General features: G+C 72.9%; 20 protein-coding genes. 2 read left to right on the top strand and 18 right to left on the bottom strand.

Annotation, left to right across the window (positions count from 1 at the left end; genetic code table 11):
- From ACZ6CV_RS35600 to ACZ6CV_RS35560, 9 genes are all read right to left on the bottom strand, one after another.
- On the bottom strand, nt 1-203 hold a 203-nt coding region (locus tag ACZ6CV_RS35600; RefSeq protein ID WP_469255830.1), incomplete at its 3' end, for a 3-deoxy-7-phosphoheptulonate synthase.
- A gap of 35 nt (nt 204-238) precedes the next feature.
- Nucleotides 239-727, bottom strand: coding sequence for a PhzA/PhzB family protein (locus tag ACZ6CV_RS35595; protein ID WP_469255828.1), 489 nt, complete (start codon nt 725-727; stop codon nt 239-241).
- Between the two features lie 351 nt (nt 728-1,078).
- A complete protein-coding gene (locus ACZ6CV_RS35590) occupies nt 1,079-2,002 on the bottom strand; it encodes an aromatic prenyltransferase (protein WP_469255826.1) in 924 nt (307 codons plus the stop codon).
- A 90-nt stretch (nt 2,003-2,092) separates the two neighbouring features.
- Nucleotides 2,093-3,166 carry a methyltransferase gene (locus ACZ6CV_RS35585; protein ID WP_469255824.1) on the bottom strand — a complete coding sequence of 358 codons (1,074 nt, stop codon included), beginning with the start codon at nt 3,164-3,166 and terminating at the stop codon, nt 2,093-2,095.
- Between the two features lie 113 nt (nt 3,167-3,279).
- A complete protein-coding gene (locus ACZ6CV_RS35580; RefSeq protein WP_469255822.1) occupies nt 3,280-4,182 on the bottom strand; it encodes an aromatic prenyltransferase in 903 nt (300 codons plus the stop codon).
- Nucleotides 4,183-4,734: 552 nt separating this feature from the next.
- A complete protein-coding gene (locus ACZ6CV_RS35575; RefSeq protein WP_469255820.1) occupies nt 4,735-5,136 on the bottom strand; it encodes a DUF3099 domain-containing protein in 402 nt (133 codons plus the stop codon).
- A gap of 388 nt (nt 5,137-5,524) precedes the next feature.
- Entirely contained in the window at nt 5,525-7,300 is a 1,776-nt protein-coding gene (gene qcrB, locus ACZ6CV_RS35570; RefSeq protein WP_469255819.1) for a cytochrome bc1 complex cytochrome b subunit, read from the bottom strand.
- 413 nt (nt 7,301-7,713) lie between these two features.
- A complete protein-coding gene (locus ACZ6CV_RS35565) occupies nt 7,714-9,276 on the bottom strand; it encodes an FAD-dependent oxidoreductase (protein ID WP_469255818.1) in 1,563 nt (520 codons plus the stop codon).
- A 740-nt stretch (nt 9,277-10,016) separates the two neighbouring features.
- Entirely contained in the window at nt 10,017-11,081 is a 1,065-nt protein-coding gene (locus ACZ6CV_RS35560; RefSeq protein ID WP_469255841.1) for a polyprenyl synthetase family protein, read from the bottom strand.
- 1,018 nt (nt 11,082-12,099) lie between these two features.
- On the opposite strand from ACZ6CV_RS35560, the gene ACZ6CV_RS35555 reads away from it, so the two are divergent.
- Together ACZ6CV_RS35555 and ACZ6CV_RS35550 are read left to right on the top strand one after the other, a co-directional pair.
- Nucleotides 12,100-12,546: a hypothetical protein gene (locus ACZ6CV_RS35555; protein WP_469255816.1), complete on the top strand. Its 447-nt coding sequence runs from the start codon at nt 12,100-12,102 to the stop codon at nt 12,544-12,546.
- Entirely contained in the window at nt 12,543-12,758 is a 216-nt protein-coding gene (locus ACZ6CV_RS35550; protein ID WP_469255814.1) for a MerR family transcriptional regulator, read from the top strand. Before ACZ6CV_RS35555 ends, ACZ6CV_RS35550 begins: the two co-directional genes overlap by 4 nt.
- 56 nt (nt 12,759-12,814) lie before the next feature.
- On the opposite strand, the gene ACZ6CV_RS35545 is transcribed toward ACZ6CV_RS35550, so the two are convergent.
- The 9 genes from ACZ6CV_RS35545 to metK all read right to left on the bottom strand — a co-directional run bounded on the left by ACZ6CV_RS35545 (nt 12,815) and on the right by metK (nt 23,946).
- A complete protein-coding gene (locus ACZ6CV_RS35545) occupies nt 12,815-14,293 on the bottom strand; it encodes a nitrosuccinate lyase (RefSeq protein WP_469255839.1) in 1,479 nt (492 codons plus the stop codon).
- 74 nt (nt 14,294-14,367) lie between these two features.
- Entirely contained in the window at nt 14,368-16,425 is a 2,058-nt protein-coding gene (locus ACZ6CV_RS35540) for an FAD/NAD(P)-binding protein (protein WP_469255812.1), read from the bottom strand.
- 361 nt (nt 16,426-16,786) lie between these two features.
- Nucleotides 16,787-16,999: a hypothetical protein gene (locus ACZ6CV_RS35535; protein ID WP_469255811.1), complete on the bottom strand. Its 213-nt coding sequence runs from the start codon at nt 16,997-16,999 to the stop codon at nt 16,787-16,789.
- A gap of 907 nt (nt 17,000-17,906) precedes the next feature.
- A complete protein-coding gene (locus ACZ6CV_RS35530; RefSeq protein ID WP_469255809.1) occupies nt 17,907-19,433 on the bottom strand; it encodes an MFS transporter in 1,527 nt (508 codons plus the stop codon).
- A gap of 203 nt (nt 19,434-19,636) precedes the next feature.
- The gene (locus ACZ6CV_RS35525; protein ID WP_469255807.1) at nt 19,637-20,212 is read right to left on the bottom strand and encodes a TetR/AcrR family transcriptional regulator; all 576 of its coding nucleotides are present in this window, start codon (nt 20,210-20,212) and stop codon (nt 19,637-19,639) included.
- 48 nt (nt 20,213-20,260) lie between these two features.
- On the bottom strand, nt 20,261-20,398 hold the full coding sequence (locus ACZ6CV_RS35520; RefSeq protein ID WP_362377289.1) for a hypothetical protein: 138 nt from the start codon (nt 20,396-20,398) through the stop codon (nt 20,261-20,263).
- Nucleotides 20,399-20,479: 81 nt separating this feature from the next.
- Nucleotides 20,480-21,385, bottom strand: a complete 906-nt coding sequence (metF, locus tag ACZ6CV_RS35515) for a methylenetetrahydrofolate reductase [NAD(P)H] (RefSeq protein ID WP_469255838.1) — start codon at nt 21,383-21,385, stop codon at nt 20,480-20,482.
- 83 nt (nt 21,386-21,468) lie between these two features.
- Entirely contained in the window at nt 21,469-22,455 is a 987-nt protein-coding gene (locus ACZ6CV_RS35510; protein WP_469255805.1) for a carbohydrate kinase family protein, read from the bottom strand.
- Between the two features lie 273 nt (nt 22,456-22,728).
- Entirely contained in the window at nt 22,729-23,946 is a 1,218-nt protein-coding gene (gene metK, locus ACZ6CV_RS35505; protein ID WP_362377284.1) for a methionine adenosyltransferase, read from the bottom strand.
- Nucleotides 23,947-24,643 lie beyond the last annotated feature (697 nt).

Raw genomic sequence — 24,643 nt, 5'->3', positions numbered from 1 at the left:
GCGCAGTCACCGGACTGCAGCACCATCGCCTCGCCCGCGGCGACCTTGCCGAGCAGGGTGCGCAGGGTGGCCAGGTCATCGCCCTGGACCAGCGGGGGGCGGGCGGCCAGCGCCTCCGCGACCCGGTTCAGCTGGGAAATGTCACTCCAGTCGGGTTGCTGAAGTGCCCCGCGGATACGAATCTCCCGTATAACGTCTTCCATGACGTAACTCCGATCCAGCGGTATTCGAGTGGTTCTCAGGTGGGAATGCCGGTGCGCTTGATCTCCGGCACCGGAATGCCGAGCGCCCGCAGCTGCTGGAACGGGTTCATGAACTCGCGATTGCGCTTGATCTTCCCGTTGTCCAGTTCGAAGGAATGCAGGAAGTGGTTCTCGTAGTAGCCCTCGGGGTAGTCGCCGAAGCGGATCTTGCCGCGTCCGTCGCATTCCACCCAGATGTGGTTCGGGTCCTGCGTCTCGAAGATCTGGATGTTGTACCACTCCCAGTCGGGGAAGCAGCCGAGGGACCACACGGCGTGCTCGGCGAGCCGGTCGCGGCCCACGGTCTCCACCGGGGATCCGGTGTCGGTGGTCCACAGGCCGCCGCGGCCGTCCTCGGTGAACAGCTCGTGCCGGCGCAGCCGGTCCTGTCCCCGGGTGTGCATGTACTGCTCGACGGTGGCGCGGTTGGCGGCGCGCAGTTCGGCGGCGTCGGCGAAGCCCTGGGCCTGGGCGGAATCAGACATGGGTGTCCCCTCTTCGAATAGTGAGCTGAATGCGGGAATCGGCGCTTTTCGGCGTGGATTCCGTGACGGTCCGTTGTGATCCTGCCTGATTCACCGGAGCAAAATCAACACCGTTCCGACGTTACACTCCTGAACATGGTGTAATGTTCAACTTTAATGAGGGCATGGTGCGGCACGCACCGGTGGAAACAAAAAGAAGGCCCCTGGGAATGCGTTGAATATGCCGCCGGAACGGGGCCGAGGCGGATTTCGGAAGGCGGGTGGAACAAAGAAAAGGCCTGAGCCCCGACCGGGATCCGGTCCGGGCTCAGGCGGGGGTGGTGCCGGGCGGCACAGCGGGTGCGGGGTCTCTCAGATGCGGCCGTTGTGGACGGCGCTGATCACCTGGCGCATGAGCGGGGAGAGCTGGTGGTAGGGGCCCAGGTTGAGGTACCTGCCGCCGCTCTCCCACTTGACGGCCGCGATCACGATGGGATCGCCCTCGTACGCGCGCGGGGCCTCGCGCACGAAGCGCTCCACCTGCCCGGTGATGGCCACCGGCAGCGCCGCGGGATCGAAGCCGCGGGCCGGCGGCGGGGCGTAGCAGATCCGTTCGACGCCGGGTGAGTCCCAGCTGAGCGTGGTGTAGATGCGAAAGGAACGCCCGGCGAAGGCCAGCATCTGCTCGTCGGGCTCGGGCAGGGCCAGGGCGCGGTGCAGGGCGCGGATGTTCTGCGGTGCCAGGCAGGCCGCGGAGAGCTGGGTGAAGTACAGGTTCACCGTGCGGCGCCGGTAGTCGATCCCGGTCATCGCGACGTGGCTCAGGCCGTGCCGTTCCAACAGGGCGGCGTGGCCGGCCAGGGCGTGCGGCATGCCGGGCAGGGTGGCGAGCTCGGTGACGGGCTGCACGTCCTGCGGGAAGTGCGCGTAGATCTTGCTGAATCCGCCCAGGACGCCGCCGTCGATGAGGTACTCGGCGATGGCGCACCGCTCCTGCAGGGCGGCCAGCAGGCCGCCGACGGGGTGGTCGGTGGCCTGGAGGAATCCGTGGGCCAGGGCGGTGGCGTAGGGGTCGCCGCTGCTGGTCGGCACGGTGACGGTGTAGTCGAGGTCGGCCGGGGCGTGCTCGGTGCTGGAGACGCTGTAGACGACCCCGGCCTGCTCCAGGTCCTCGGCGTAGGCGCTCAGGATCGGGCGGACCCTGTCCGGCGTGCAGGTGACGCCGGCCAGCCGGGCCGCCTCCTCGATGGCCGCGTACACCCGGTCGATGCCGGTCGGTGCCGTGCGTGTGGACATGTGTCCTCCATGTGCCGGTCGGCGCTTGTTCGCGGCAGACAGCGGCGGCCCCCCTTTTTCAGGGGTCCGCGCGGTGTCCGGCTCAGCCGGTCACGCGACCTTCGTCGCGCACAGGATGGCCTGGACGGGGATGACGTCGTGGGGGACCTCGGCGGGGTCCTTGGTGATGGCCTTGGTGACCTTGAACCCGCACTCCTCCAGCCACCGCTGGTAGGTCGACATCTTCTGCGGGCCGCCCTGGCCCATGGTGCAGCCGATGAAGAAGGCCGGGAAGAAGTCGACGTTGTAGTTGTCGGCGTCGCGGATGTCCTCGGGGTAGACCGGCACCATGATGTGGACCTGGCCGCCGATGTCCAGGGAGCGGTGGACGCCCTGAAGGATCGTGAAGACGTCGTCCTTGTCGAACATGTCCAGGAAGTGCTTGATCAGGACGGTGTCGAAGCCCTGGGGGATCTCGTCGAAGACGTTGCCGCCGATGAAGGAGCAGTGCTCGGCCACGCCGTGCTCGGCGAAGTTGGCCAGACAGGCGCTCTCCTTCTCCGGCAGGTCGAAGGTGGTCACCTTCAGCCCCGGGGAGGCCTTGTGCCGGTAGGTGTGGATCGCGCCGAGCCCGGTGTTGCCGGCCACGTCCAGGACCCGGGCGCCGGCGGGGACGTCGATGTTGGAGAAGAACCAGGGGTCGATGTTGGCGGTGACGTTGTTCATCAGCGTCAGCCAGGCGTCGTTGAGGTCGCTGTGGTCGGCGACGGCGTCGTAGAGGGTGCCGCCCTGCGTGCCGTACAGCTCCTTGAGGCCCACGATGGTGCCGGTGCGGGCGCTGTCGGTGAGGTAGAAGAGCTGCCGCAGCGCCACCACCTTGATCATGTTCATGTAGGTGAGGGCGCGCTTGATGTCGCTCTCGGCGACCTCGGCGAGCGCGTCCAGGCGGTAGCCGCCCGTGGTCTCGTCCTGGGCGACGAAGCCCTCCTTGAGCAGGAGGAACAGCAGCTGCTCCACGGCGTCGGGCTTGGCGCCGACGGCCTGGCCGAGCTCGGCGGCGCTCTGGCCGGGCCGCTCGCGCAGCCGGTCGATGATGCCGAGCTCGAAGACCGACAGCAGGCTCATGAACCGCGAGGGGCCGACCATGTATTCGCGAAAGCGCCCGAGAGTGGCTTCAGTTGACATGTGCGCTGTTCCCTTTCGACGGGTGTGAGGTGTGGTGCGCAGGGGTGCTGCGGTGCGTGCGGGACCCAGGGCCTAACGGAGCCTTGCGGGGCCTTACGGGGCCTTGCGGGGCGTCAGGAGCGCCCGCCGATGTAGGAAAGGTTCAGCCGGCTGTTGGTGCGCCACTGGTAGTACGACTGGAGCTTGTAGTACTCCTCGCCGCCGGAGGTCACCGCGGCGTAGACCATCTTGGGCGTGCCGGCGCCGTAGGGGTTGGTCCTGAGGAACTGCTCGACCTTGCTGCCCAGGCGGGCGGAGAGCTCCAGGGGGTTCTCCGTCTTGACGCTGTAGGAGATCCGCTCGACCTTCAGCGAGTCCCAGTTGACGGTGGCGTAGACGCCGAAGGCCTTGCCGCAGAAGTCGAGCATCTGCTCGCTGGGCTCCTGCAGCCCCATCTCGCGGTGCATGGCGCGCACGGTGTCGGGGGCCACCACCTCGGGCGAGGCCGCGAAGTACACGTTCATGGTGCGCCCGGCGTAGTCGATGCCGATCAGGTCGACCTTGTCGGCCAGGCCGTAGCGGGCGAAGAAGTCCTCGTTCTGGGCCAGCGCGGCGGGCATGGAGGGCACCTGCGCGAGGTGGGAGATGCTCTCGTGGCGGCCGCCGGGGAAGTACACCCAGATCTTCTTGAATCCGCCCTGGACACCGAAGTCGACGCCGTAGCTGTCGACGGCGCAGTGCTTTTGCACCTCGGTGACCAGCGACTCGATCGGGTGGCCGGTAGGGGTGGTGAGTTCCTTCTCCAGCGCCGTGGCGTAGGGGTCGATGCCCTTGGGCACGGTGAACCGGCAGTCGAACTCCCCCTCGTGGCGCGCGTTGGTCGCCACCCGGAAAGCGATCACGGCGTCCGGCAGGACCTCCTCGAACGCACTCAGGATGGGCCACACCTTCTCGCGCGCGCACGCCACGCCCAGCAGCCCGGCTGACTCCTCGACTGCGGCGTAGACACCTGCCGGATCGGCGGTTCCCGACATCATTCCTCCATGGGTGGATTGCGGCGCCGGTGTGAGCGGCGGCGGTTACGGGCGGCGGCGCGCCAGGGCGCGCAAAAAGGACGCGGGCCGTGGCGGGCCGGGCGGTCGGTGTCCTGCCCGGCGGCATACGCGGGCCGCGCGAAGGCGCCGGGCAGCGGGGCGGGTTGCCGCGCGCGGCGGCAGCGGCCGGTGTCCGGAAAAGAGAGAGGGAGGAGGGGCCCTGGGATCGGCGCGCGGTTTCCTGCGCGGATTTCCGTGCGGTGTCCCGGGCCCGGCTCAGCTCCCCCGCCGCCGAGGCTCCACGCTCCGCGAGGGAGGGGGCTTTTCGTTTTCGGGCAGGGGAGGTCTGCAGAAATAGTGACACGGGCCGGGCCCCACACCAAGAGCCCTTCGAAGTGACGTGGGTCACTCCAAGTGGCGGTGTGCGCGGCGCACTTGCCAGGAGAACCACGGGCGCCCCGGCGCCGGCGGGAGCGGGGCAGAAGCGGCGGCCGGCGCCCTTCAACTCGGCGTTTTGTACGGGAAGTTGGTGCGGGATGCGGGTCAACGGGCGGGTCAGGGTGCGGGGTTGTGTGCGGGGGGCAGGATGAGGGTGGGTTCGATGGGGGTGCGCGTGGTGTTCTCCTCGGGCAGCGGGGCCAGGGCGGCCCGCTCGCCGCGTTGCTGGCGCCAGCCGGCCTGGGCGGCCACCACGGCCACGTACGGGATGGCGACACCGCCGATGAGGGCGCACATGGCCACGGCCGGCCAGCGGTTCCAGGTGAGGGCCATCAGGATCACGCAGGCGGTGCGGACCAGCATGGCGCCGACGTAACGGCGCTGGCGGCCGCGCAGTTCCTGGGTCAGGCCGGTGCGCGCGGCGGTGCCGGCGGTGAGGGTGCCCGGCCCGGGTGGGGGTGGGGGTGCGGGGGTGAGGGCGGGCCGGGGGCGGTCGCGGTGGCCTGGGGGGCGGTGCATGAGGACCATCCCTTCTGCGGCCCCGGCCGGGCGGGGCCCGGGACCGGCGGCCCGGCGGGCGGGGCCGGGCGCGTGCGGTGCACGGGAGGGGCGGGCGCGGTGCGGTGCGGTGCGGGGCGGTACGCGGGGGTGCCGGGACACGGTGCGGGAGGCCGGTGCTCCGGGAGCCCGGGGCGGTGCGGGCGTGGGGGGGGCGGGCGGTGCGGGGGCGGGATGCGGGAGGCCGGGGCTCCGGGGTGCCGGGGCGGTGCGGGCGTGGAATGCGGGCGGCGCGGGGGCGGGATGCGGGCGGCACGAGGGGGCGGGATGCGGGCGGCGCGGGTGACCCGTCCCCTGGTCACCCGCGCCGCTGTCGGCGGCCCGGCCGTGCAGGGGCCGGGCCGCTGGGTCAGTGCCGTTGCTGGTCGGGCTCGCGTCCCTCGACGGCGCCTGGCGTATGACCGTTGGCGGAGCCGTGGCCGTTGACCGGGGTGTGGCCGTTGACGGCGGCCGGGCCGTGGCCGTTGAGCGGGGCGTGGCCGTTGACGCCGGCCGGGCCGTGGTCGAGGTGTTCCAGGGCCTGGCGCATCTCCTGCTCGGTGGGGGCGGCTATCTGCCCGCCGGAGAGCCAGCGGCTGAGGCGGTGACGGACCATCTCGGTGCGGGAGTTGGGGTTGGGCACCCCGTCGCGGTCCTCGCGCGGCGGGGCCGGCAGCGGCTGGTGGATCTCGCGGGAGAGCAGCATGTACTCCTGTCCGCGTTCCAGGCGCTCGTGGACCTCGATGAACTCGCCGTGCGGCAGGCGCTTGATGCGGCCGGTCTCGCGGCCGTGCAGGAGCTTGTCGCGGTCGCGCAGCTGCAGGCCCAGGCAGATCCGCTTGGTGATGAGGTAGGTCAGGGCCGGGATGACGAAGACGCCGACGCGCACGCCCCAGGTGATGGAGTTCATCGACAGGTGGAAGCGTTCGGCGAGGATGTCGTTGGCGCCGCCGAAGAAGAGCACCAGGTAGAAGGCGGCCAGGGAGCAGACGAACGCGGTGCGGGTGGGCTGTTCGCGGGGCCGGTCCAGCAGGTGGTGTTCGCGTTTGTCGCCGGTGATCCAGGCCTCGATGAAGGGCCACAGGCAGGCGATGCCGATGAGCAGGGTGGGCAGGACGACGGCCGGGACGAGCACGCCCATGTTGACGGTGTAGCCGGCGACGGCGAACTCCCAGGCGGGGAAGGCGCGCAGGGCCCCTTCGAGGAAGCCCATGTACCAGTCGGGCTGGGATCCCTGGGAGATCTGGTCGGGGCGGTAGGGGCCGTAGACCCAGACGGCGTTGATCTGGGCGATGCCCGCCATCAGTGACAGGACGCCGGAGACCAGGAAGAAGAAGCCGCCGGCCTTGGCCGCGTAGTGCGGCATCAGGGGCTGGCCGACCACGTTCTGCTGGGTGCGGCCCGGGCCGCGGAACTGGGTGTGCTTCTGGTAGACGACCAGGATCAGGTGGACGGTGACCAGGGCCAGGATGATGCCGGGCAGCAGCAGGATGTGGAAGCTGTAGAAGCGCGGGATGACGTCGGTGCTGGGGAACTCGCCGCCGAAGAGGAACATCGTCAGGTAGGTGCCCACCAGCGGGATGGCGAGGGTGACACCCTCGGCGATGCGCAGGCCGGTGCCCGAGAGGAGGTCGTCGGGCAGCGAGTAGCCGAGGAAGCCCTCCAGGGTGACCAGGACCAAAAGGACCACGCCGATCAGCCAGTTCAGCTCGCGCGGCTTGCGGAAGGAGCCGGTCAAAAAGTGGCGCAGGGTGTGCGCCATCGTCGCGGCGATCATGGTGAGGGCGGCCCAGTGGTGCAGCTGGCGGATGAACAGGCCGCCGCGGACCTCGAAGCTGATGCGCAGCGTGGAGGCGTAGGCCTCCGACATCTGCACGCCCTGCAGCGGGACGTGGGGGCCCTCGTAGACCGTCTCGCCCATGCTCGGGTTGAAGAACATGGTGAGGTAGAGGCCGGTGAGGATCAGGATGATGAAGCTGTAGAGGGCGATCTCGCCGAACATGAAGGACCAGTGTTCGGGGAAGACCTTGCGCATCAGGGTGCGCCACTGGTAGATGCCGAGGCGTCCGTCGGCCCAGTCGGCGATGCGTTCGCCCTGCGGCGTCTTGCTCCGCTCCCGCTGCGGTGCATCTTCGGTGATGCTCATGCCCGCGCGCCCTCCCCTCGCCGCTCAGTGGTCACAGGCACACCCGCGCCGGCCGGTGGACGGTCGGCGGTGGGGGCGGCCTGCAGCGGCGCAAACGGGCCCGTGCCCTGGAGCGGAAGGAACGCTATCGGGGCCCTGAGCGGGCCGACAACCGCGCTCGAGCCGGAACCCGGCCCCAACTCCACCACTTTTTGAGGGGTCTTCGAGTTGTTCTCGAGTGCCGGGGTGCGGCCGGTGTCCAACAGGGCGTACGAGAAGGGTGAGTTGCGGCCGCGGACCCTGCCCGGGTCGCCCAAGTCGGCCTGAACAGCGGTTAGTTGCTGCCTTCTTGTCATGGTCGAAGCCTATGTCCACGGGGTGGGGTGCCCGCGTCCGCCCTCCCCCGCATCTCCTGCGGCGGGCAGGGGGGTGTTTCAGGTTCTGCGGCTCTTGGCGGCCGGGGCCGGGGGCGGCCACTGGGCGGAGGAGCCGGGCGGGTTCAGCAGGGCGGAGCCGGTGGCCACCCCGATGACCGGGGCGGCGGGGCGGGGGGCGGGGCGGCGGCGGGCGCGGGGGCCGTGGGTGGAGCTGGGCGGCGCGGCGGGATCCGGGTCCAGGGGGCCGGGCGCGGGGCGGGCGGGTGCGGGGCGGGCGGGAGCGGGGTGCGGTACGGCGGCCAGCGGTCCTGCCGCCTGGAGGCGGGCGACGAGCAGGGTCGCGGCGTGCGGGTCGGTGGGTGCGGCGGCGGCGATCTTGGCGGTGTGGCGCCGGGCGAGGTGGGCGCGCAGGCCGGTGGGGGCGTCCTGGCCGGTGGTGGTGCGCAGGTGGCGGGTGCTGGACTGCCAGGCGGGGGCCAGGCGGTGGGCCAGGGCGCGACGCAGCCGGTAGGTGAGGCCGACGGTGGTGCCGTGGCCGGCCAGCAGGTGGTCGAGGACCAGCGCGCCCTGGATGGCCTGGGTCATGCCCTGGCCGTGGGCGGGGTCCAGGGTGGCCAGCGCGTCGCCCAGGACGAGGAACTGGTCGGGGAAGCGGCGCAGTTTCTCGTAGTGGCGCCAGCGGTGGTCCGTCCGGGTGCAGGTGTAGAGGGGGCCGAGGGGGGTGGCGGCCTCGATGACGTCGTGCAGCAGGGGGTGGCGCAGTGCGGCGGCGGCGCGCAGCAGGGCGGCGTGGTCGGCGGGCGGGGGCCGGCCGTCGCTCCAGCACAGCGTCACCGACCAGCGGCCGCCCTCGATGGGGGTGAGGGTGCCTTGGTGGGGGTGGCCGGGTGCGGCCGTCAGCAGCAGGCCCTGCCAGTCGGCGACGTGGCCCACGGGCGGGGCGAAGACGGTGGAGACGTAGGTGGTGGGGGCGCCGGCCGCGCTCTGGCGGGGCGTGTCGTAGCCGAGTTCGGCCAGCCAGTGCGGGGCGCGGGAGCTGCTTCCCGAGGCGTCCACGACGAAGTCGGCCGGGATGAGCCGGCGCGGGCCGCGGCCGTCGGGGCTGGTGCGGTCGCGGCCGCGGGCCCAGACGCCGGTGACGGTGTCGTTGCGGTCGGGCTGCAGGGCGACGACTTCGTGTGCGTTCAGGAAGTCCACCCGGTCATCGGCGCGCAGCCGCTCGCGTATCACCGCGTCGATCACGTCGCGGCCCGCGCTGAGCAGGGACAGGCCGCTGTCGAAGCGGGGCAGCCAGCCTCCGGGGCCGAGCACGAGCATGTCCTGGGGCATGCGCAGGCGGATCGCTCCGGCGCGTTCGAGGTCCGCGCCGATGCCGGGGAAGAGCTGTTCCAGGCCTTGTTGGGCGGTGGTGGTCAGGGTGTGGGTGTGGCGGGCCTGGGGGACGCCGCGGCGCCGGCCGGTGCCGTGCGGGGGGCGGTCGCGTTCGATGAGGGTGACCCGGTCCATGGAGTTGGCCAGGGCGCGGGCCGCGGTGAGTCCGGCCAGGCTCGCCCCGATCACCACGGCATGGCCGCGGCCGCCGCTCGCGCTCCTGTCGGCGCCGTGTGCGTCCAGAGTCATCGTGGCCGCCCTTCCGGTGCATATGTGGTTGCATCATGCGGTGCGTGCCGCCGTGGGCGGCGGTCTTTGCCCAACCGCCTTTTCCCTGCGGGCTGTTGGCCTGCGGCCCTGTCGGCTGGTACGGGAACACGCGGTGCCGCCGCCCGGTGGCGTGACGTGCCTGGTGGGAGCGGGGGCGCCGCTGCCGCGGGGGGCTGGGCGCGGGGGCGGCGGGCGGGGCGGGGCATACGGGGACTCCAGCGCGCCTCGAGGCGCCCGCGACGCGGCCTCCGGCGGATGTGAAGCCGGCCCGGCCGGGGGCACCTCAGTCGTCCGGGCCCTGGTGCCAGTTGCCGGGTGCCGCCTGTGCACCGCCTTGCCCGGGCGGGCGCCCCGCTCGGCGAGGGGGACGCTGCCGTGGCGGGGCGCGTGGCGCCGGGTCCGGCTACCCCCCTGCAGCGGGGCGAACTGCCCTGACCGCACGGGCACTTCGGTGGCTGCCAGGCGGTCCTTGGCTGACGCGGGACCCGGGCCCTCTCCTGCAGCGGAGCCCTCCGTGCCCGCACGGGCGGCACTTCGGGGACGCCGGGCGGGCCCAGGCCCGTCGCCTCCCCGTGCGGGATGCGCGGCGCGGGTCCGCCCCCTGCAGCGGGGCCAATCCCCCCACTCGCGCGGGCACTTCGGGGGGCGCCCCCGGCGGGCCTTGCCCGGCGTGGAACCCGGACCCGCACCCCGGCGCGGGGCGGCAGGGTGTGTGGGGGTCAGGACGTGCGGTAGGCGGCCCGTTCGGCCATGGCGGTCAGCTCCTCGCGCCATACGGGGGCGATGGGTGCGCCGGCGATGGCGGTGCGGCCCTGGTCGACGAGGGCGGCGATGTGTTTTTCGACGTCGTCGGGGACGCCGGTGTCCAGCAGGCGGCGGCGTACCTCTTCGGGGGTGTGGCCGGGGGTGGTGATCATGTGGTGGATGCGGGGGTCGCGCTGCATCGCCCAGCCCAGCAGGAGGGTCATCTTGTGCTGGCTGAAGTCGAGTCCGGCGGGTTTGCCGGTGGCGGCGGAGTCGCCGAAGGCGTCCAGCAGGTCGTCGCGGAGCTGGAAGGCCTCGCCGACCGCTTCGCCGTAGCGTTCGAAGGCCGGGGCGAGGTCGGGGCGGCCGGCCGCGCCCGCGCCCAGGGCCAGCGGCCGGTGGATGGTGTAGTGGCCGGACTTGGCCAGGGCGATCCAGCGGGAGAGCTGGGGGTCGACGTTGAACTCGGCGGCCGCGCTCATGTCCATGTACTGGCCGATCATCAGTTCCGAGCGCAGCCGGTGCCACACCGCGCCCGCCGCCGCGGGCACGGGCGCCATCAGCTGCTCGGAGTAGACCAGGGCCAGGTCGCCGACGAGGAGGGCCACGCCCTCGCCGAAGCGGCGTGACTCGCCCTGCCAGCGGTGGTGGCGGTGCAGGGCGGAGTGGCGGGTGTGGACGGTGGGCAGGCCGCGGCGGTGGCTGGAGGCGTCGATGATGTCGTCGTGGATGAGGGCCGAGGCGTGCAGCATCTCCAGGGCCGCGGCGGCCGCGACGACGGCACCGTCGTGGGCCTCGCCGCCGGCGGCGAGGTAGCCGGCGATGCAGAAGGCGGGGCGGATCCGTTTGCCGCCCGCGGCGACCAGCTCGCTCAGTGCGTCGACGGCGCCGACCGCGCGTTCATTCACCGCCGCCCATAACTCGTGCTCGGCGGAGAGGAATGCGCGCAGATGTTCCTCCATCTGCTGCAGCAGATTGTCACGGGTGCGGCGTGCCGTTTCCGCCGATTGCTGTTGTGTGTCGATACAGGTCATTTCCATGGCCACAGCCTTTTCCTTGTCGGGGGTGTGTGCTGAAAAAAAGGGGGGGAGGTTGGGCTAGGCGGCGGGGCGGGGGGCCTTCACCGTCTTCCGGCAGGGGCCCGCCGCCGTGGGGGCAGGGGTGCGGGGGCGCCCCCGGCCCCACGGCGGCGGGGCCGGCCTGTCGCCTGCACGTCCCCGGCCCGGCGGGGCTGACAGGTCCGTCAATAGAGCTGCGGGGGGCGGGAGTTGGCGTGGCAGAGGCAGGGGCGAGGGCGGGGGCAGGGGGTGCTGGTGGGAGAGGCTAGCGGGGCCGGCCTGCGGCGGGCCGGGGTCCGGATGCGGTCCGGGTGCGGCGCCGCTGGAGGAAAGCTGGAGTTCCCCCGCAAGAAAGAGGAATCTAGAGTTCCCCTTTAGGGGGGATCGATTACGAAAAGAAAAATTTAACGCCGCTGGATTACCGCTCTCTTCCCGGCGGGGTGGACGTTGACACCCCGCGACCGCTCATGGAACTCTCCGATGTGCATCCATGGCTGCGGCTGGGCAGCGTGGGTATCTGGGCACCAACCGGGGGGATGGAATGCGCATGAGGGCCGTATCCAGAACACAGACCGGAGCCGGCGCATGCCGGGCCGCATTCACGTCCGCCGGTATTTCCTGACCGGGAGCGCCCGTTCACCGAGGCGTCCGTCAGCGGCCCCTGCCCTTCGGGCCCCGGCCCTGCACCCCTCGCCCCCCTTCTTTCCCCTTCGCGGGATTCACCGTTCCTTGATCCTTTCTTCACCACGGCGTCCGGTGCGGTTTCCCTTTTTTCGCGGCCGGCCGGGCGCGGGGCGCGTTCAGCTCATGAAGGAGATTCACCTTGGAGTTTCACTCATGCCCGAGGAACCATTCCCAGGACTTACCTGTCACGGCCGGCTCGGTCCTGTGTGCCCTCTGCGTCGAGCAGCTGGAGCGTAATCTTCGTACCCTTCCCGGACTTCACCAGGAGGGACTGCACCACATTCTTTCGACGTCCCGCCGCAGGAACCCGACGAAGGTGTCGGGCAGCCGCCGGCGCGATCACCTGAATATTTCCGCGCTCGATGCCAGGAACAATATTCTCGCCATCCTGGAGTCGTGGTCGGGGTATGTGATGGAGAAGCTCGGACAGGCCGCTCCGGGGCGTTCCGTGCCGCATCTCGCGTGTTTTCTGTTACGTCATCTGGAGTGGCTCGCAGCCCAGGCGCCGGCCGTGGAATTCGCCGACGAAGTCGAAGGCCTGCACCAGGAGTCGCTGCGGGCGATCGACCCCGAACCCGACGAGCAGCGCCCGCCCGCCATCGGGTGCGTGGTGCAGGACTGCCCGGGGACGATCAGCGCCGCGCCGCCCGGCGCCCCGCCGCAGAGCACCGGCGTGAGCTGCACGGCGGGGCACTTCTGGGAGATGCGCGAACTGCTCGCCCTGCGCCACCACATGGACCGGCAACAAAAGGACGCCGCATGAACCGACCGCCCCGCCACCGTCTGGTCCCCACCAATGTGGCCGCCCTGGCCACGGGGGTCTCCGAAGCCACCATCCGCAAGTGGGTGAGCCGGGGGAAGATCACCCGCTACGGCACGCCGGGACGCTCGCAGTTCGACATCGAGGAACTCACCGAGATCGCACTGCAGCGCAGCACCTCCCCCACACCCGCACCCGCCTCCTGCAGTTCCTGAACTCCTGACCGCACGGCCCGCACGGCGCATCTGGCGGGTGGGGTTCGGCGCCGGCATCACCCCTGGGTGGTGCCGGCGTCCTCGTGTGCCGGCTGTGGTGCCAGGGTGCGGGTCAGGGCCCGCTCGGTCAGCACCGCGGCGGCCCCGGTGTAGCCCTCGGGGTCGAACAGGCCGGCGCCGGGCCCCTGTTGGACCAGGGCCGCGACCCGGGGGTCGGCGCGCAGTACGTCGGCCAGCGCCAGGCCCTGCTCGGCGGCGCGGGCGCAGGCCCGCTCCATGAGGGCGCGGGCGGGGGCCGGGCCCAGGTGTCCGGCGAGGACCGCGGCGATCTTCTCGGAGACGATCTGCCCTGCGGTCAGGGCGGTGTTGGCGCGCATGCGGTCGGCATCGACCCGCAGGCCCCCGGCGAGTTCGCCGGCCTGGCGGGCCGCTCCCCCGGCCAGCCGCAGCAGGGCGCGCAGCGGCTCCCATTCGGCGTGCCAGGCGCCGGCGGAGCGTTCGTCCTCGCTCAGCATGCAGCCCAGGACACCCGCCGCCAGCGGGGGTGCCTGCAGGGCGGCGGAGCGGATCGCGGCGGACAGGACGGGGTTGCGTTTGTGCGGCATCGCCGAGGACGCGCCGCGCCCGACGGGGCCCGGCTCGTGGACCTCGGCGACCTCGGTGCGCGTCAGCGACAGCACGTCCACCGCGATCTTGCCCAGGGCGGTGCAGGTGAACGCGGCGGCATGCGCCAGGTCGGCGACGGGAGTGCGCAGCACGTGCCAGGGCAACAGGGGTGCGGCCAGGCCCAGTTCGGCGGCGAAGGCGGCGCTCAGGTCGCGGGTGTGGGCGGCGGGATCGGCTGCGGGGGCGTGCTGGAGGTAGCCGGCCAGGGTGCCGGCGGCGCCGCCGAGCTGGACGGGTGCGCGGGTGTGCCAGTGGGCCAGTTTCTCCTCGGCGTCCAGGACGAGGTGGCGCCAGCCGGCCGCCTTGCAGCCGAAGGTGGTGGGCACCGCGTGCAGGGCCAAGGTGCGCCCGGCCATCAGGGTGTCGCGGTGGGCGCGGGCCAGGCGCTCCAGGTGGTGGGCGGTGCGGGCCAGGTCGGCGCGGATCAGGCGCAGGGCGCGGTGGGCCACCAGGACAAAGGCGGTGTCCAGGATGTCCTGGCTGGTGGAGCCGCGGTGCACGTAGGCGGCGGCCTCGCCGTCCCGGGCGGCCACCAGCGCGGTCAGGTCCTTGACCAGGGCCACCACGGGATTGGCGCTGTGCCGGGCGCGGGCGGCCAGGGCGGGCAGGTCGAAGTGTTCGGCGCGGGCCGCGGCGGTGATGGCCGCGGCGGCGGCCGCGGGCACCGTGCCCAGGCGGGCCTGGGCACGGCTGAGGGCGGCCTCGGCATCCAGCATGGCCTGCAGCCAGGCCCCGTCGCCGACCGCCGCGGCCACCGGGGTGTCCGCCCAGACGGGGGCGAGCAGACCCTCCTGCGGCACACCGGACACGTACGGCACACCGCCCTGCGGCAGCCCCGGCACGTACGGCACGTCGGGCGCGTACGGCATACCGGCCTGCGCGGTGAGCGCGGGCTCTGCGGGGGCGGGGGTGGGGTCGGCGGGGGGCATGCGGGCCTCCTTGGTCACGGCCGGTTGCCGGCCCGGGCCGGGGGGTTGGGGCCGGCGGGGTGGGCGAGGGCGGCGCGGGCGATGGCGTCGGCGTCGGTGAGGGTGAGCGAGCCGACGCCGGGCCGGATGCCCGCGGCGGTCACCCAGTGCACGCCTTCGGTGGGCACGCCGAAGGCGAAGCGGCGCGGATGGGGGCGCCCGGCCGCGTCGATGAGGTGGAAGGGGCGGCGGGTGACGGCCAGTCCGTCGCTGTCGTGGGGCTGCCGGGTGCGGGCGGGGATGCGGTGGGCGGTGCACTGGCCGCGCTCCAGCAGATCGCCAAGGAGTACGTCGCCGGTGCGGGCCAGCGTGGTGGCGGGCAGCCGGGCCTCGATGAGGAGGTCCGCGCGCCGCGCGGAGCCGGGCACGTACGGGGAGTGCGCGCGGTAGCCGCCGGGTGCCGCCTCCACCCGCAGGCCGGGCCCCACCACGCTCAGGACGCCGGCGTCGATCAGGGCGGTCATCTCCTCGATGCGGTGGGCCGGCGGGCCGATGGAGAGGTGGGCGTTGAGCGGGGTGTACCAGCCGTCCAGGTCGGTGCGGTGGGAGTCGCCGTGCAGCCCGGCGTGGTCGACGGCCAGGCGGATCTCGTTGCGCACGTCGCGCAGTACGTCCAGGGCGGCCTTGAGGGGGTTGCTGACGTTGCCGGCGCGGGCCTCGGCGACGTCCTGGCGCAGGTGGTCCAGGAGCCAGCCGGTGAAGTCCTCGGGTCCGGTGAACTGCCGGTCGCGGTAGGGGCGGGCCAGCAGCTGCCAGTCGAAGCGGTACTTCTCCCCGATGCCGTAGGAGTCCAGGACCGCGGGGCGCTGTGCGGGGGCGGCGGCCAGGTAGTCGGCCTGCAGCTGGTCGGCGCGGGCGCGGTGGCCGCGGGAGGTGAACAGGGTGCGGTAGTAGACGGTCTCGACCTCGTGGGCGATCAGCGGCCACAGATGCTCGGTGAAGTCCAGGCCGCCTGCGCCTTGGGCGCGGCGCAGCGCGTTCAGCCGCTCGGCGGTGAGCACCAGCGGTTCGTGGCGGTGGTGGGGGCCCTTCTCGTTCTCGCCGCGGGCCTGGTGGGGGATGCCGCGCCGGGAGCCGGCCAGCAGGCGCGGCTCCCGGCCCGAGGGCTGGTAGAGGAGCTGTCCCGCGGTGCGGGTGAAGGTGCCGCCGCGGCCGTGGGTGAGCTGGGCCAGGTAGTCGAAGAAGTTCAGTCCCAGGCCGCGCAGCAGCACCGTGGCGTGCTCCGGTACGGCGTCCAGGTCGACGTCGGCGGGGTTGGCGGGCGGGAGGTGGGCCAGCGACAACTGCCGTGCGCGGGCGGCGAATGCGGCCTCCGTCGCGGTGGGCCGGGCCGGGAGGTGCCCCTGGCACAGGATGACGGCGTCCAGGTCCTCGAGCAGGCTCCCATCGCTCAGCCGCACCCGCTGCCGCGGCGAACCGCCCTGCCCGCCCGCCGGGCCTGCGGGGTGAAGGTGGGGGTGGGGGTCCTCGTCCAGGCGCAGGGCGCGGCAGCGGTGCGGGGTGATCGTGACGGCGGCGGGGGCGCCGCGCACGATGCGCCTGTAGGCCCAGCGCAGGTAGTGGCCGTAGAAGGCGCGGGTGGGGTAGGAGTCGGGGCCAAGGGTGCGGGCCTGGGCCAGGACGCTCTCCGGATAGCCCTCCGGGCAGACGTCCGCACAGCCACCCGGGCAGCCGTCCGCACAGCCGCTCAGGGCGCCGTCCGGGCAGCCATCCGCACAGCGGTCCGCGGTGTGCTCGCCGGCCAGGGCGGCGGCCCAGGCGTGCAGGCTGGGGCCGGGCTCCAGGGGGCCCTCCAGGTCGACGGTGGCGTCGGTGAACACCGATATCTGCCCGGCCACGGTGTTCATCAGCAGGTGCGGTGACTGGTCGGTGCGCCACACCTGCCCGGCGCCGGGCGGGTAGGGGTCCACGACGTGGATGTGGAGGGTGCGGTCGGCGGGCTGTGAGCGGGCGTTGGCGCACAGCCGCTCGAGCACGGACAGCCCGCGCGGTCCGGCACCGATCAGGCAGATCGTGCTGTGGGACGTGGTCATGTCGGCCGTTTCTGCTGGTCACGCGAGAGGGGGCGGGAGCGCGGCGCGGGCCGGCGCCGCGCACGAAGGCGGCGCCGCTCACGTCCGGTCCGGGCAGACACCCCCCCCGTTGCCGCCGCCCGCCTCGCGGGCCGGGCAAAGGGGATCGGGTGCCGCTCTTCGCACGCACGAGCCCCCTCGCCCGGCTCCCCAAGATGGACTGGCCTCTGGGGGCGGGCACACGGCACGTGCGGCATGGATGGCTACGCAACGCACGGCCAAGGACCGGGCCGGGCCGGGCATACCGGGCCCTGCATTCGATCCTCGGCGCGCTCTCTCAGCGCCCCGCGTCAGCCGCTGTCGCGCGGCGGGCGGTAGCCGTTCACCATGCCGTGCCTCCTCCGACCATGACCGGCAGCGGGACAGCGCCCCTGGCGCCGTACTCCCCCGCCCTCAGCCCCTCACGGACACCGGCAGCCGGCGGACAGGCGCCGGCGAGGATACGGGGCGCGGCGCCGGCGACACGGCGGCCCGTGCGACTGCCACCACCGCTGCCGCTGCGGTTGCGGTGGGTGTTGCTGGTGGTGGTCTGCATGGGCCTGCTCCTTCCCGTATCGGCTCCGTGTCCGGTTTCGTACGTATCCCTGCGGTGCGGGTCAACCGCCGCCCCGTACAGGCCAGTTGGCCGTCAGGGGGGGGTGCGGGCGGCGGGGGTTTTCGTGGCAGAACCCGCGCCCAGGCCCATCGCGTCGAGGTGCGACGGGCCCCTTGGTGCGGCCGCTCTCGCCGCTGCCGGCGGCGATGAACAATCCCCCGCGGCCCGCGGCCCGCGGCCCGCGGGCAGTTCGCGGGAGCGGTCCTGATCAAGAGCAGGAGGCCGGGCCGTGGGCGACAGTCCCGGCGGCCTGTACGAGGCCGAAGACGGCCCCCACCCTGAGGTGGCGGTTCCGCGCAGGCGGCGCCGAAGCCCAGCGGCGGCCGGGCGGGACCGCGCAGTCCAGGCGCACGTCGAGGCGGATGCCCTCGGCCCCGCGCGGAGCCCGGGTGTCCACGGGCCGGCAGAGCGAGGGCGGGCGGGCGCTCCGTGGAGCACCACGTGCCCGCCCAGCAGGATGGCCTTGGCGGGGCGCGCCCGGCAACGATGGTGCGGGCCCGGCGGATGGGTGGCGCCCCCGTGGCCGGAGCAGACGGCACCGGCGCCGGCGCCCTCCCCCGCTCCGCCCCGGCGCACACATGAAGGAGCGCCCAATTCCCTGCCCCGGTACGGCTTTTGGGCAGGATGGACGCACCAGAATCGTGACACGCGCCGCGGGCCCGCGCCTAGTGCGCCTTGGCGTGGCGTGGATCACGCACCCGCACACCCGCCCAAAGGCCCCAACCACCCGCAGCAGAAGACGACTTGACGCCCGCGCCCGCGCCCCAGCACAGGACAGGACACCGCCCCCGGGGGGAACGTCGGCTCCCCGGGGGCGGTGCGTAAAGAAGGGTGGTGCGGGTGGGGCTCAGGTGGCCGCGCCGGTGGCGGTGGGCTGGGCCACCGCGTCGTCGCCGGGCTCGGCGTCGGCCTCGGCGAGCACGTTGCGCGGGGTGGCGTCGACCTTCTGCATCAGGGCGACGACCAGGGCGGCGGCGACGGCCACCAGGATCGCGCCGATGCGGAAGGCGCGGGAGGCGCCGTCGGACTGGGCGACGGTGGGCAGGACGCCCTCGCCGATGTGGTCGGTGGTGTAGCGGATGGCGACCGGGACGAGGGTGGCCAGGCCGAGCGCGCCGCCGATCTGCTGCATGGCGGTCTGCACGCCGGAGGCCAGGCCGGAGTCCTTGCCGGTGACCTGGTAGAGCGCGCCGTTGACCAGGGCGGGGTAGCACATGGCGCTGAAGATGCCGAAGACGAGCATGCCGGGCAGGACGCCGCCGACGTAGGAGGAGTCGGCCTCCAGGGTGCTGGCGACGAACAGGCCCACGGCGGCGCCGCCGAAGCCGATGGCCAGGACCGCCTTGACGCCGATGCGGGGCATCAGCGCGGAGGCCGCGCCCATGCCGGCGCCCATGGCGAAGGCCAGCGGCACCACGGCCATGCCGGACTTGATCGCGGAGTAGCCAAGGACCTGCTGCATGTAGAGGATGAGCAGGAAGGCGTAGCAGTGGAAGCTGGCCAGCAGCGCCAGGGTCACCACGTTGGAGGTGACGCGGGTGCGGTTGGTGAAGAAGCGGATGGGCACCATCGGGTCGGGGGTGCGCACCTCCCACAGGGCGGCCAGGAGCAGCACGCCGACGCCGCCGAGCAGCGGGATGAGGACGGTGGAGGAGCTCCAGGAGTGGTCGGCGGCCTTGATCAGGCCGTAGACGACGGCGACGAGGCCGCCGGTGATGGCGATGGCGCCGACGACGTCGACGCTGCGGCCCTCACGTTCCATGCGGCTCTCGGGCATGACGCGGGGCACCAGGATGAGCGCGGCGAGGGCGATGGGGATGTTGATGTAGAAGATCCAGCGCCAGTCGACGTATTCGGTCAGGGCGCCGGAGACGACCGAGCCGATCACGCCGCCCAGGGCCGCGGTGCCGCCCCATACGCCCAGCGCCTTCATCCGCTCACGGGCGTCGGGGAAGAGGATGGGGATCATGCCCAGGGCGGCCGGGCCGCACAGTGCTTCGCCCAGGCCCTGGACGAAGCGGCTGGAGACGAGCATGCCGGAGGACATCGCGGCGCCGCAGGTGGCCGAGGCGACGCCGAAGCAGATCACGCCAACCATGAAGATCCTGCGGCGGCCGAACATGTCGGCCAGCCGGCCGCCCAGCAGCAGGAATCCGCCGGCCATCAGGACGTAACCGTTGATCACCCAGGCGAGGTCGCCCTTGGGGTTGAAGGTCAGGTCCTTGTCGATTTCGGGGAGTGCGACGAGCACGATCGTGACGTCCATGACGAGCATGAACTGGATCGCCGCGAGAACGGCCAGTGCTTTCCATCGCCGCGGGTCGCCGGCGGGTGCCTGCGCCCCGCCCGTGGACTCTTTGTCGAGAGTACTCATGGCCTGGTTACTTCCTCCGGATAAAAGTGCGACCCAAGAAGGCCGTCCGCGCGGACATGGCGGCCGGCGCCGGTGGGTGGCCGCGCCCGCTGTGCGCGGGGTGGCGCCGTCTCCACCGGTACGACGAAACAGGGCCGCCAAATGTGAGGGGGCCGGCGCGGCGGGGGAAAGCGCGCGCGCAGCCGGGGGTGGGGGCGGGGGTGTCAGCCGACCAGGTAGCGCTGGATGGTGGGTGAGACCGTGGCGATGACGTCCTCGACGGAGGCGGAGGCCAGCGGCTCCAGTTTCACGACGTAGCGCAGTACGGCCACGCCCCACACCTGGGCCTGGGCGGCGTTGATGTTCATGGGCGGTACGCCCAGGGCGCGGGCGACCTCCTCGAAGTCCTTGGCCGGCTCCTGAAGCGAGTCGGCCAGCTGCTGGAAGATCTGGCGGGACATGAAGTCACGCATCCGGGCCGCGCCGTCCTCGCCGGTGAAGACGGCGCTGAAGGCGGCCAGGAGCTGGGGGCGGGCGGCGGGGTCCTCCCACTTGGACAGGGCGGCCCGCAGCAGGCTCTGGGCCAGTTCGGCGCGCTCTCCGCTCAGGGAGGCCGCCCCGGCCCGGGCCAGGGCGCCCCCGATGTCGGCCAGCGCGCCGGCCCCGCCCGCGCCCGGCACATCCTGAGCGGCGGGCGCGGCGGGTGCGTCCTGTGCGGCGGGCGCGGCGTGCGTGTCCTGGGGGGTGTGGGCGTCCTGTGCGGGGCGTGGGGCGGGGGCCTGGTGTGCGGCGTGGGACATCTCTTCTCCTTCTGGGGCGCGGAGTTGGGGGCGGGCTACCCGGAGGGGTCAGTCGATGCCGCGTACGACGTGGGGTTCGAAGGTGTCGTCCTCGTCGATGCCGGCGAGCCGCAGCGGCGGGGTGCGCGGCGGGGCCAGGGCCATCTCCCGGGAGGGCCGGTGGTCCTCCTCTTCGCTGTCGTACACGTGATCCTCCTGCCGGTCGGGGTCCGTGGCGGTAGCCGGGGTCAGCGGCGGTATGGACGGGCCGTGCGGTCGGGGCCTTGGTCAGTGGCGGGCTGCGAGACGGTGCGGGGCGCTGCGCGTGTGGGTGAGGTTGCGGTGGATCTCGAGCGTGGCCGTGGAGCGGTTGAGGGTGATGTAGTGCAGTCCGGGGGCGCCTTCGGCCAGCAGGCGCTGGGCCATGAGCGTGGCGTGCTCGACGCCGATGCGCCGGCCCTCGGCGCGGTTGTCGCGGGCGGCCTCCAGGCGGTGGGCCAGCGCTTCGGGGAAGGCGGCGCCGCTGAGCTGGGCGAAGCGGCTGATCTGGCGCACGTCGGTGGCCGGCATGATCTCGGGGATGATCGGGGTGGTGCAGCCCGCGGCCGTCACCTTCTCGCGCAGCCGCAGGTAGTCCTCGACGTCGAAGAACATCTGGGTGATGGCGTAGTCGGCGCCCGCCCGGCACTTGGCGACGAAGTGGCGGATGTCGCTGTCCCAGTCGGGCGAGCGGGGGTGGCGTTCGGGAAAGGCGGCGACGCCGACGCTGAACTCCCCCGACTCCTTGACCAGGCGCACCAGTTCATGGGCGTGGGCCAGGCCCTGGGGGTGGGCGCTCCAGCAGGCGCCCGGGTCGCCGGGCGGGTCGCCGCGCAGGGCCAGGACGTCGCGGACGCCGGCGTCGGCGTACTGGCCGATGATGTGGCGCAGTTCGGCCACCGAGTGGCCGACCGCGGTCAGATGGGCGACCGGGCGCAGCGTCGTGTCGGCGGCGATGCGCTGGGTGAGCTCCACGGTGCGCTCGCGGGAGGAGCCGCCGGCGCCGTAGGTGACCGAGACGAAGGCGGGAGCGAGGGTCTCGATACGGCGGATGGTGCGCCACAGCAGGCGGGCGGCGGCCTCGTCCTTGGGCGGGAAGAACTCGAAGGAGAAGCTGGGGGCGGGGCCGGCGACGATCTCGCGCAGGCTGCGGATGCGCTCGCGCGGTGCGCGGCTGACGGCGTCCTGGCGTGGAGCGCTGCGGGGGACGCTGTGGGGGGCGTGGGCGCGGGGCGGGGTCATGAGGTGCTGGCCGTGAGCGGGGCCTGCAGGGCGCGGGCGGCGGCGGGCCCGTAGGTGTGCTCGATGCGGGTGAGCAGGTCGGCGGGGCTGAGCTTGTACTCCTGGGTGCCGACCGATTCCAGGACGGTGGTGGCCAGGGCGCAGCCGAGCTGGGCGGCGCGTTCCTGGGGCAGTTGCCAGGCGGTGGCGGCCAGGAAGCCGGAGCGGAAGGCGTCGCCGGCGCCGGTGGGGTCGGCGATGGTGGCGGCGGGGACGGCGGGCACGCTCAGGCGGGGGCAGCCGGTACGGGCCAGGCTGACGCCGCCGGCGCCCAGGGTGGTGATCCAGGTGCCGACGCGCTCCAAGAGCTGGGACTCGCTCCAGCCGGTGCGCTCCTGGAGCAGGGCGGCCTCGTACTCGTTGGTGAACAGCCAGCGCGCCCCCTCGACCAGGCGGCGGGCCTGGTCGCGCTCGAGGCGGGCCAGCTGCTGGGAGGGGTCGGCGGCCAGCGGAATGTCCAGGGCGTGGGCGGCGGCGGTGTGGCGCAGCATCGCGGCGGGATCGTCCGCGCCGACCAGGACGAGCAAGGGGGTGCCGGTGCGGGCAGTGACGGCGGCGAGGTCGATGTGGGCGGCCTCGGCCATGGCGCCGGCGTAGAAGGTGGCGATCTGGTTCTGGTCCTGGTCCGTGGTGCACACGAAACGCGCGGTGTGCAGGGTGTCGCTGACCTGGACGGCGGAGATGTCCACGCCGTGTTCCTCCAGCCGGCGCCCGTACGCGGCGAAGTCGAGTCCGGCCGCGCCGATCAGGACCGGGTTCAGCCGCAGCAGCCCCAGGCCGAAGGCGATGTTGGCGCCGACACCGCCTTGGCGGACCTCGAGCCGGTCGGCGAGGAACGACAGGGAGACGCGCTCCAGTTGCTCTTTGATCAGCTGCTCGGCGAAACGGCCGGGGAACACCATCAGATGGTCGGTCGCTATCGATCCGGTCACGGCGATACGCACGGACAAAGCACTCCCTTGAAGCGGGGGGCCGGCCGGTGAGGGCCGGGGCCGGCGGGCATCGGGCAGGACGGGGCGGGCGGCGGCGCGGCGGGGGGTACGGCGAGGGGGGGTACGGCGAGGGGGTGCGGTCACCGCCTGGCGGGGCGGTGGGCGGTACGGGCAGGGCGCCGGGCCGGGGCGGGGCGCGCCGGCGCGCGGCGGGGCGCGCGTCCACACGTCCGCGCGGCGGGGGCGCCACCACCCCGCCGCACACCCCCGCCCGCCCGGCGGGGGTCAGCCGGCGTCGGCGTCGGCGGCCGCGCGCAGGGCGTCGGCGCGGTCGGTGCGCTCCCAGGTGAAGTCGGGCAGTTCGCGGCCGAAGTGGCCGTAGGCGGCGCTCTGGGCGTAGATGGGGCGCAGCAGGTCCAGGTCGCGGATGATCGCGGCGGGGCGCAGGTCGAAGACCTCGCCGACGGCGCGTTCGATGTGGGCCTGGGGGACGGTGGCGGTGCCGAAGGTCTCGATGAACAGCCCGACCGGTTCGGCCTTGCCGATGGCGTAGGCGACCTGGACCTCGCAGCGGGTGGCCAGCTGGGCGGCGACGATGTTCTTGGCGACCCAGCGCATCGCGTAGGCGGCGGAGCGGTCGACCTTGGAGGGGTCCTTGCCGGAGAAGGCGCCGCCGCCGTGGCGGGCCATGCCGCCGTAGGTGTCGACAATGATTTTGCGGCCGGTCAGGCCGGCGTCGCCCATCGGGCCGCCGATCTCGAAGCGGCCGGTGGGGTTGACGAAGAGCCGGTAGTCGTCGGTGTCGAGTTTGATGCCCTCCGTGGCGAGCTGGGCCAGCACGTGCTCGACGACGTGTGCGCGCAGGTCGGGGGTGAGCTGGTCGTCCAGGTCGATGTCGGCGGCGTGCTGGGAGGAGACCACGATGGTGTCCAGCCGGGCCGGCCGGCTGCCCTGGTACTCGATGGTGACCTGGGTCTTGCCGTCGGGGCGCAGGTAGGGGACGGTGCCGTCCTTGCGGACCTCGCTCAGGCGACGCGAGAGACGGTGGGCCAGCTCGATGGGCAGCGGCATCAGGGCGGGCGTCTCGTCGGTGGCGTAGCCGAACATCAGGCCCTGGTCGCCCGCGCCCTGCTTGTCCAGCTCGTCCTCATCACCCTCGACCCGCTTCTCATAGGCGGTGTCCACGCCCTGGGCGATGTCGGGGGACTGCGCGCCGATGGACACCGACACCCCGCAGGAGGCGCCGTCGAAGCCCTTGGCGGAGGAGTCGTAGCCGATGTCGAGGATCTTCTGGCGGACCAGGGTGGCGATGTCGGCGTAGGCGGCGGTGGTCACCTCGCCCGCGATGTGCACCTGGCCGGTGGTGATCAGCGTCTCGACCGCGACCCGGGAGGCGGGATCCTGGCTGAGCAGGGCGTCCAGGATGGTGTCGCTGATCTGGTCGGCGATCTTGTCGGGGTGGCCCTCGGTCACGGACTCCGAGGTGAACAGACGACGGGACATGACTCTCCAGGACGTAGCAGGGCGAATGGATGACGTGCACGGCGGAACGGGGCGTGTGAGCTCGGGGCCCCGACGCAGGCCACCGGCGCGGGGGCCGGGCAGGGGCAGGCGCCGGGCACCCTCCCGGCCCCGACGACCGGCCCGACGCGGCGGGGCGGGCGGGCCGACTCAAGGCCGCCTCGCGTGGGCAGGGTTGACCGGCAGGCCGGCCACGGCACGGTTCGTCGGGGACGGGACCGTGCGGCCACCAGCCGAAGCCGCAGGCGAACGCGGAACCCTCCAGGCCCAACTCCCGAGTAGGGGGCGGACCTTGGGCGACCGCGCGCCGAGCAGGGCCGAGGGGCGTGCGGGGACGACGGGGACCCACTCCCGCGTACGAGACGGGCCTTGGGACCGAACCGCGCACCGGATGGAGCCGGGAGGGACGGGCTTGGGACTTGCAGGGTTCAACCTCCTCGTACGGGACAGCCTTGGGCCGACCCGGCGGAGGCGGGCACGAGGTTCTCCGGGGCCGCCTGCCGCGTACGGGACAGCTCTTGGGCTGTACCGCGCGCCAAGCGGAGCCGAGTGTGAGCGCAGGGACGGCGGGGCGCCACTCCCGCGTAGGGGACTGGCTTTCGGACCGAACCTTGCGCCGGGCGGAACCGGCGGCGGGCTTGGGACCCGACGGCGCCAACTCCCTGGTACGGAACAGCCC

Source organism: Streptomyces sp. NPDC041713, from assembly GCF_055591085.1.
Note: the sequence above shows the minus strand (reverse complement) of the source record. Positions and strands in the feature narration are given on the sequence as shown.